Below are 7,247 nucleotides of genomic sequence, written 5' to 3'. Positions count from 1 at the left end.
CATCAAGGACCCCACCCAGAACATCAACTGGGTCGTCCCCGAAGGCGGCGGCGGACCCAACTATCCCGGCGGGATGTGACGGGGAGGCAGAGCGCTTCTTCCACAAATTGCGGGAAGGTCTGCGCCGCGCGTAGGTGTGCCTTCACCACTCGGCGCGAGGCCGGCCGCGAGGTTGACAACGCCTCACCGCGAATTCGAGGTGTCTCCTAGACCGTCCGGGTGACCTTGCGCAGATGGCGCGGTCGGTCGGGATCGAAGCCGCGCGCCACCGCCAGCCGGGCCATGAAGGGGTAGAAGGCCTGGATCGCCGCGATGGGATCCAGAACCGGGTGCAGCGGCGGCGGCAGGGGCAGGGGGGTGTCGGCCAGATCCAGCGCCCGGTCCTCGGCAGAGGCGATCAGAAGATGCGCGCCGGCCTGCTTCAGCGCGCGGGCGGTGTCCAGCACACCGTCCAGCGTCTCGTCCCGCACCGCCACGACCAGCACGGGGAAGCCCGGCTCGACCAGCGCCATCGGGCCGTGCATCACCTCCGCCGCGCTGAAGGGCTCGGCGTGGGTGCCGGCGGTCTCCTTGAACTTCAACGCCATTTCCTGCGCGATGGGGTAGCTGCGGCCCCGCGCGACGATCAGCAGACCGGGCACCGCCTCCAGCATTGGCTGCGCCGCCGACCAGTCCGCGGCGCCGGCTCGTTCCAGCCGTCCGGGCAGTGCCGGCAGCGCGTCGAGAAGCGCCGCGTCGGCGGCCCACACGGCGGTCAGCCGGGCCAGCGCCGCGAGGCTGGCGACGAAGCTCTTGGTCGCGGCGACGCTCAGTTCCGGCCCGGCGTGCAGAGGCAGAGGGTGGGCGACCCGCTCCGCCAGCGGCGAGTCCTCCGCGTTGACCAGCGCCGCCGTCAGCGCGCCGCCCGCCCGTGCCGCTTCGGCGACGCGCAGCAGGTCGGGGCTCTGGCCCGATTGGGAGACGGCGAGCACGAAGGCGTCCTTCACCCGCAGCTCCGCCCCATAGGCCGTGACCACCGACGGCGCCGCCGAGGCGGTGACCAGCCCCAGCGCCGTTTCGAAGAGATAGCGGGCATAGCCGGCGGCGTGGTCGCTGCTGCCCCGCGCGATGGTCATCGCGAAGGGCGGCGGCACGGCCCGCAGCCGGTCGGCGAGGGCGGCCACCGCGTCGGCGTCGGAAGCGAGCAGGCGCCGCACCGCCGCGGGGGCGGTTGCGGCCTCCTGGATCATGAGTGGGGTGCTGGTCATGGATCGGCCTCCGTTCCTGGCCGATCATAGCACGCCTCACAACCGGGTGGCGTGGTGGGTTCACGCGGGGCCGGTCGGCGCCTTCGCCAGTGTGGCGGTGTCGGCGGTGTCCATCTCCTCCGCCGGGCCGTGCGTCGCCTGGGGCGGCTTCCAGTTGCGCAGCCGGTTCGCGAATTCGCCGGCCCGGGATTTCCAGCGCCCGGCAAGCGCGCGCATCGACTCGCCACCATGAACCAGCAGGCGGCTGGGCAGGGTGCCGGGCGACTCGAAGGTGCCGATATGGACCGTCTCGACCGGATGCTTGCCGGCAAGGCCGCGCTTGAACTGGTAGACTCCGGGGTTGGTCTGGGCGTTCACCCCGTGCAGGTCGTAGCGCAGCCCGCCGTTCGCCTTGATCCACAGCAGCGCCCGCCATTGCAGAAGATAGGCGGCGTTCACCCGCAGCCCGGCCTCCAGCGTGGCGGAGTTCTGCATCTGGCCGGTGGTGCCGAACAGCGACACGACCACCCCGGCCACGGGCCGCCCCTCGTGCAGGGCGAGGAAGGCGCGCATCTTCCGCCGCGGCGGCAGGGCCTCGTTGATCCGGGTGAAGGTCCGGCTGTCGTACGCCTTGAAGCCTTTGCGGCGCTGCGTCTCCACGAAGATGTCGTCGATGGTCTCCAGCAGGTCGGCGTGGGAGCCTTCGACGACCTCGATCCCCATCCGCTCGGCCTTGTTCAGCCCGCGCCGCCAGTGGTGGGACAGGTTGGAGCGCAGGCCCGCCTCGTCCGCCGTCAGGTCGGTGACGAAGGTGCGGTAGGGGGCCTTCTCCTCCCTTGGCTTCATCCCCAGCGTGCCCAGGGCCGCCGTCACCGCCTCTCCGTCCGCCTGGGAAACATGGGGCAGCAGGCGCAGCAGCAGCCCGCGCCGGTCCGCATACTCCGCCTTCAGCGCGTGGAGCGCGGTCAGCAGGGCGGTATGGTCCGGCCCCTGGCCGCGCGGGTGCCACATCGGCCCCCACATGACCAGCGCCAGGCCGCCGATGCCCGGCACGCGGCGCAGCAGCACCTGGACCGCGGCCACCGGGCGCCCGTCGCGCCGCACGACGAGGTGGCTCAGCTCGCGCCCGGCGTGGGCGATCCGGCCATAATCCCAGGTCTGGAAGATGTTGGCGTCGTCGAAGCCATCGAGGATGGCGTACCAGCCGCTGCGGTCGACCCGGTCGATCTCGACGGAGGACGCCGGGCACAGGACATCGCCGCCAAGCGCATCGGTGTACATTCAGGATTCTCCCCTGGAATTCACGGCGATCGGTTTGTGGAAGCGTTCGGTGACGGTCAGACGGTTCCGCCGGAGCGGTAGAGGGTGCTGAGCGCGGGCCGGCCGGAGAAGGCGGCTTGCGGGATGTCCAGCAGGCGGCGCAGCCGGTCGCGCACCGCCGGTTCCAGCACCGCGGCGACCAGAAGGGCCACGGCGATGGACAGGGCGCCGCCCGTCACCGCCCCGGCCATGGACGAGGCCCCGGCCTGCATCGCCAGCGCCTTGGCCGAGCCGCCCACCACCTCGTGCAGCAGGTAGAGCGGGTAGGTGGCGAGCCCGATCAGCCGCAGCAGGGCCAGCAGGGACGGCGGCAGCGCCGCGACGTCCGCCCGCCAGCGCGCCGAGGCGGCAATGGCAAGAAGGGACAGGCCCCAGATCAGCAGCGGACCCGTCCACAGGTCGGCAAGGTTCAGCGGCACCGGCGAGCGCGCCACGAACTCCACCGACCGGGCGGTGATCTCCAGCGGCGCCGCGGCGAGCGCCAGCAGGGCGGCGGCCATGCCCGTCCGGGTCAGCTTGCCGCGCGACCACAGCCACAGGAAGATCCCCAGCGCGAAGAACACGCCGTGCCGCAGCAGGGTCATGTTCAGCATGCCGTACTCGAACTCCAGGAACGGCAGATCGAGGACGCCGAAGACGTGCAGGCCGTAGGCGCCGAGATAGGCCGAACTGGCGGCGGCCAGCGCCAGGGCGAATTGCGGCAGCCGGTGGAAATGGCCGCTCAGCAGCAGCAGGAAGACCGCGGCGTAGAAGGCGATCTCGACCGGCAGCGTCCAGTAGGCCGACGCGATGTAGGGACCGTCCGGCGCCAGGGCGAAGGAGGCGATGAAGCGCCGCGCCAGATTTGCGTCCGGCTCCGGCATCAGCAGAAGCACGACGAGGCACAGGACCGAGCAGACCCAGGCGGCGGGATAGAGGCGCAGCAGCCGCGACCGGATGAAGGCGATGGGGGTGGCGTTGTTCGCCGAATTCGCGATGACGAAGCCCGACACCACGAAGAAGACCTGCACCCCGGCCCAGCCGGACCACATCGCGTCGGCGACGGCGGGGTCGCGCCAGGTCAGGTGAAAGCCGGTGACCAGCAGAGCCGCGGCGAACCGCACCATGTCGATCCCGTAGACGTATTCGGCCCTGGAACCCTGGTTGGGATGGCCGCCCATCGGCGGCGTCTGCATTTTGGGCGTTTCAGGCATGGTCCCTCCCTTCCCGCATGGGGGGTCCCCATGTGCAGGTTCTCGACATCTGTTGTTTCCGGAAGACGAGCGCGGTGCGGTCCCTGGACGCAACTTGCGTGTTGCCGGGGAGCATAGCCGTTGGCAGGCGCGAATACAGGCGCCCGAATGGATTCAACAGGAAATCTGCGGGAGTATACTGTTCAGGTGACCGCTCGTTGCCGAAGCCGTGGCGCGAACGGGATGCCTCCGGCGCGAACGGGGCGCCCGAACCCCGGGCGTTCTACCGTGAACGGAGGATCGTAGGGCGATCGGCCCGGATCGGCCCAAACTGGCCCGAGACCCTTTCCCGGTCCGGAGACCGGGAAAGGGCGGGCTTACCGAACCGGCTGCTTACTGATAGTTCAGGCCGCCGTTGATGTTCAGGGTCGAGCCGGTGACGTAGCCGGCGATCTCCGACGCGAGGTAGGACACCGCACCGCCGATCTCGTCCGGACGGCCCAGGCGCTTCATCGGAACGCTGTCGATGATGGTCTGACGGATGTCCTCGCGGATCGCCATGACCATCTCGGTGCCGATGTAGCCCGGCGCGATGGCGTTGACGGTGACGCCCTTGGTCGCCAGCTCGGCGGCCAGCGCCTTGGTGAAGCCGATCACGCCGGCCTTGGCGGCGGAGTAGTTGGTCTGGCCGGCCTGGCCCTTCACGCCGTTCACCGAGGAGATGTTGATGATGCGGCCCCAGCCGCGCTCAGCCATCTTCGGCGACACCTGCTGGGTGACGTTGAACAGGCTGCTCAGGTTGGTGGCGATGACCGCGTCCCACTGGGCCTTGTCCATCTTGGCGAAGAACTTGTCGCGGGTGATGCCGGCGTTGTTCACCAGGATGTCCACCGGACCCAGGTCGGCTTCGATCTTGGCGACCATCGCCTTGCAGCTTTCGAAGTCGGAAACGTCGCCTTCGGCCACGTAGAACTTGAAACCGAGGGCTTCCTGCTGGCCCAGCCACGCGGCGGCGGGCTCGAAGTTCGGCAGGCAGTTGGCCGCCACGAGGTAACCGTCCTTAGCCAGGGCCTGGCAGATGGCGGTGCCGAGGCCACCCATGGCACCCGTGACGAGCGCGATCTTCTGAGACATTACAAACGCTCCAGTATTTGAAACGGCCAGCTCCTGGTGAGGCAAGCCCGCTGATGAACTCCAGAAGCAAAGGGGTTGCTTCTGGTTGGGAGGGCTGTCGCGCCGATGGTCCTATTGAGGCGGCCATCAACTTCAACGGCAGGAGCAATATAGATCAAGTCCGCGGCCGGGCCAATGCGCTGCAACATCGCAGATGCGTGCAAGCGCAATTTTTCACAGGAATGTCAATAAGAAATGAATTTTCAGGGCCTTACTGCACCGCACCAGGGGTCCGGCCCGGCGCATTCGGCTCAAATCCGCGCGATTCGTCCGCCGGCCCTGAGCGCGAGGGGGAACAGCTTGGGCGCCACCGCCCCCAGAAGCCAGGGCCGCAGCGTCGCCAGAGCGGCGGGCGCGGCCAGCAGGGCGAGCGTCGCGCCGCTGTGCGCCCATTGGCCGGCGGTCATCTCTTCGAACCCGTTCCACAGCAGCACGGCGCCGCTGCACAGCCCGACCACGGCGGCGGCGGCCTCGCCCAGCGCCTGGAGTGCGTCGATCCCCCACAGCGGGTTCGCGGTGGTGACCCGCGCCACCAGCCGGCGCATCTGCGCGGTCAGGCGCGCCGCGGACACGGCGTCGAACCGCCCGTCCTCCACCGCCGCGCGGGGCAGGGCGACCAGAACATCCCCGTCGGGCTGGATCGACACGCGGACCGGCACCGTGCGCAGGCAACCGCCGCCGGGCGCCGGAGAGGCCACGGGCACCCGCAGGGTGATCGTCCGCCCGCCCTGGACGAAGAACTGAAGCATCAGCGCGACGCCATGCCCACGCCTTGGGATCAGGCCGGCCTTGCCCCGGCGCAGCCGCCCCGCCACCTCGGCCAGGGCGTCGCGCCGCCAGACCACGCCGTGCGGGAGGTCGCCGAGAAGGCGCTGGCGCAGCCGGCTACCCCGTGTCTCCCACCAGGCTGTTCACGGCCTTGCCGGCGAATCGGCCCAGCGCGTCGATCAGGAAGCTCCAATAGCGGAAGGAGACGTCCACCGCGTCCTTGTGGACGCCGATCATGACGGTGCTGCCGGCGTTGTCCCGGCCCTTCAGCAGGCGGGTGACCACGTCGCCGTCGATCTGGATGGTGGATTGCATGACCACCAGCTCGGTCCCGACGTCCCACGCCTTGCGGATGGTCACCACGTCCGCCGTCTTCAGCGCCGGCATGCGCCGGACCTCGTCGTCCATGCCGCGCAGATAGCTGACCGTGTCCAGCCCGCGGCGCCGCAGGATGTCGTTGATCTGGTCGGAATTGCGCTGGATGCGCATCAGGATCGGAGCGGCGTCGCGGTCGATCATCGCCGCGGCGGACAGCAGGTCGGCGGCGGCACCGGGCTGCCGCGCCGCGTCCAGGGTGCGGTCGGTCATCTCGCGCAGCCAGCTCGCCACCTCGCGGATGTCGTCGAAGACCTTCAGGGTGGTGCCGCGGGCGGGATCGTTGCCCGGCAGGTCGCGCCCGAAGAAGAACGGGTCGTAACGGTCGGGTTGGGTGGTGTCGGACGGCGGCGTGAAGGGCGCCAGCCCCCAATGGAACGTTTCCGATATCCGGCTGGCCCAAGGGTCGATGACCGCCGTCTCGCGGCTGCCGAAGACGTCCAGATGCTCGCACAGGAAGACATGGTATTCCTGCGCCAGATCGATCAGCGCATCCCCCGCCAGCGGCATCTTTTCCGCCGAAATGCCGGTTTTCAGGACGGTGTTGATTTCAAGCGCGAGAAGGTTGCGCGCCAGATCGACGAACTGGGACATCGGCCACCTTGCGGACACGGGGGGTTGCGGGTGCCGGCGGGCGGGCCGGGCTGCCGCCCGCCGGCATCGGGTGCTCAGGCGTGCCGGGGGCTCAGTTCGAGCGGCCCGAGATCTGAACGGCCAGGTCGCGGATCGCCTTCAGGTTGGTGCTGACGATGTCACTGCTTTTGGTCACCTGGGCCAGATGGAACTCGGTCAGGCTTTGGTAGGCGGTGTTGGTCGCGAAATCGCGGCTGATCAGGTTCTCGATGTCGCCGGTGACCAGATTGACCTGCGTCTGGAACGCCTCGATGGTGGCGCCGGACTTCGGACGGCAGGTGAAGCCGATCTGGTTGGGATCGTCCTGCACCACGTCGATGTCGGCGACCGCGGTCACCACCGTCAGTGTGACCAGCCGCTCCAGCTTGTCCGCGATGGTGTTCAGCAGGGAGTTGGCCTTGCCTTGCTCGTTCTGGATGACGGCGGCGCCGCTCGGCGGGAGCGCAGGCGGGGCGGCGGGCGCCTGGACGGCGGGCACCTGGGTGACGGGAGCGGTGGGTTCGGCAACGGCGGTATCGGACATGGCTGCACCCTTCTGGAGACGGATGGCGTAACTTTACCAAGCATCGCGCAAAAGTCG

General features: G+C 69.3%; 8 protein-coding genes. 1 reads left to right on the top strand and 7 read right to left on the bottom strand.

All coding sequences use genetic code 11. The features are described 5' to 3' along the window. The coding region (locus QSG27_RS29270; RefSeq protein WP_407653212.1) for a 4Fe-4S dicluster domain-containing protein at positions 1-79 on the top strand (79 nt) is incomplete at its 5' end. Positions 80-206: 127 nt separating this feature from the next. Here the strand turns inward: QSG27_RS29270 and QSG27_RS14140 are convergent. From QSG27_RS14140 to QSG27_RS14110, 7 genes are all read right to left on the bottom strand, one after another. Beyond that, positions 207-1,247 (bottom strand): SIS domain-containing protein, encoded by a 1,041-nt coding sequence (locus QSG27_RS14140; RefSeq protein WP_306707152.1) that lies wholly within the window; start codon positions 1,245-1,247, stop codon positions 207-209. Positions 1,248-1,307: 60 nt separating this feature from the next. Further along, complete coding sequence (locus QSG27_RS14135; protein WP_306707151.1) at positions 1,308-2,507, bottom strand: lipid II:glycine glycyltransferase FemX; 1,200 nt, start codon at positions 2,505-2,507, stop codon at positions 1,308-1,310. 56 nt (positions 2,508-2,563) lie between these two features. Next, positions 2,564-3,721, bottom strand: coding sequence for an acyltransferase family protein (locus QSG27_RS14130; RefSeq protein ID WP_306707150.1), 1,158 nt, complete (start codon positions 3,719-3,721; stop codon positions 2,564-2,566). Between the two features lie 390 nt (positions 3,722-4,111). Beyond that, complete coding sequence (gene phbB, locus QSG27_RS14125; protein WP_306707148.1) at positions 4,112-4,852, bottom strand: beta-ketoacyl-ACP reductase; 741 nt, start codon at positions 4,850-4,852, stop codon at positions 4,112-4,114. Between the two features lie 290 nt (positions 4,853-5,142). Beyond that, entirely contained in the window at positions 5,143-5,736 is a 594-nt protein-coding gene (locus QSG27_RS14120) for a hypothetical protein (RefSeq protein WP_306707146.1), read from the bottom strand. Positions 5,737-5,776: 40 nt separating this feature from the next. Further along, positions 5,777-6,628 carry a hypothetical protein gene (locus QSG27_RS14115; protein WP_306707144.1) on the bottom strand — a complete coding sequence of 284 codons (852 nt, stop codon included), beginning with the start codon at positions 6,626-6,628 and terminating at the stop codon, positions 5,777-5,779. 91 nt (positions 6,629-6,719) lie between these two features. Further along, on the bottom strand, positions 6,720-7,190 hold the full coding sequence (locus QSG27_RS14110; RefSeq protein ID WP_306707143.1) for a hypothetical protein: 471 nt from the start codon (positions 7,188-7,190) through the stop codon (positions 6,720-6,722). Positions 7,191-7,247: the final 57 nt, after the last annotated feature.

This window comes from Azospirillum isscasi, assembly GCF_030849505.1.
GTDB lineage: Bacteria > Pseudomonadota > Alphaproteobacteria > Azospirillales > Azospirillaceae > Azospirillum > Azospirillum isscasi.
The sequence above is the reverse complement of the archived record's forward strand: the minus strand, read 5'-3'. Positions and strand labels throughout refer to the sequence as shown.

What these genes read in the sequence shown, in the direction of transcription:
- QSG27_RS14135 (WP_306707151.1), bottom strand. Translation starts at nt 2,507, where the DNA reads ATGTACACCGATGCGCTTGGCGGCGATGTCCTGTGCCCGGCGTCCTCC.
- QSG27_RS14130 (WP_306707150.1), bottom strand. Translation starts at nt 3,721, where the DNA reads ATGCAGACGCCGCCGATGGGCGGCCATCCCAACCAGGGTTCCAGGGCC.
- phbB (WP_306707148.1), bottom strand. Translation starts at nt 4,852, where the DNA reads ATGTCTCAGAAGATCGCGCTCGTCACGGGTGCCATGGGTGGCCTCGGC.
- QSG27_RS14110 (WP_306707143.1), bottom strand. Translation starts at nt 7,190, where the DNA reads ATGTCCGATACCGCCGTTGCCGAACCCACCGCTCCCGTCACCCAGGTG.
- QSG27_RS14115 (WP_306707144.1), bottom strand. Translation starts at nt 6,628, where the DNA reads ATGTCCCAGTTCGTCGATCTGGCGCGCAACCTTCTCGCGCTTGAAATC.
- QSG27_RS14140 (WP_306707152.1), bottom strand. Translation starts at nt 1,247, where the DNA reads ATGACCAGCACCCCACTCATGATCCAGGAGGCCGCAACCGCCCCCGCG.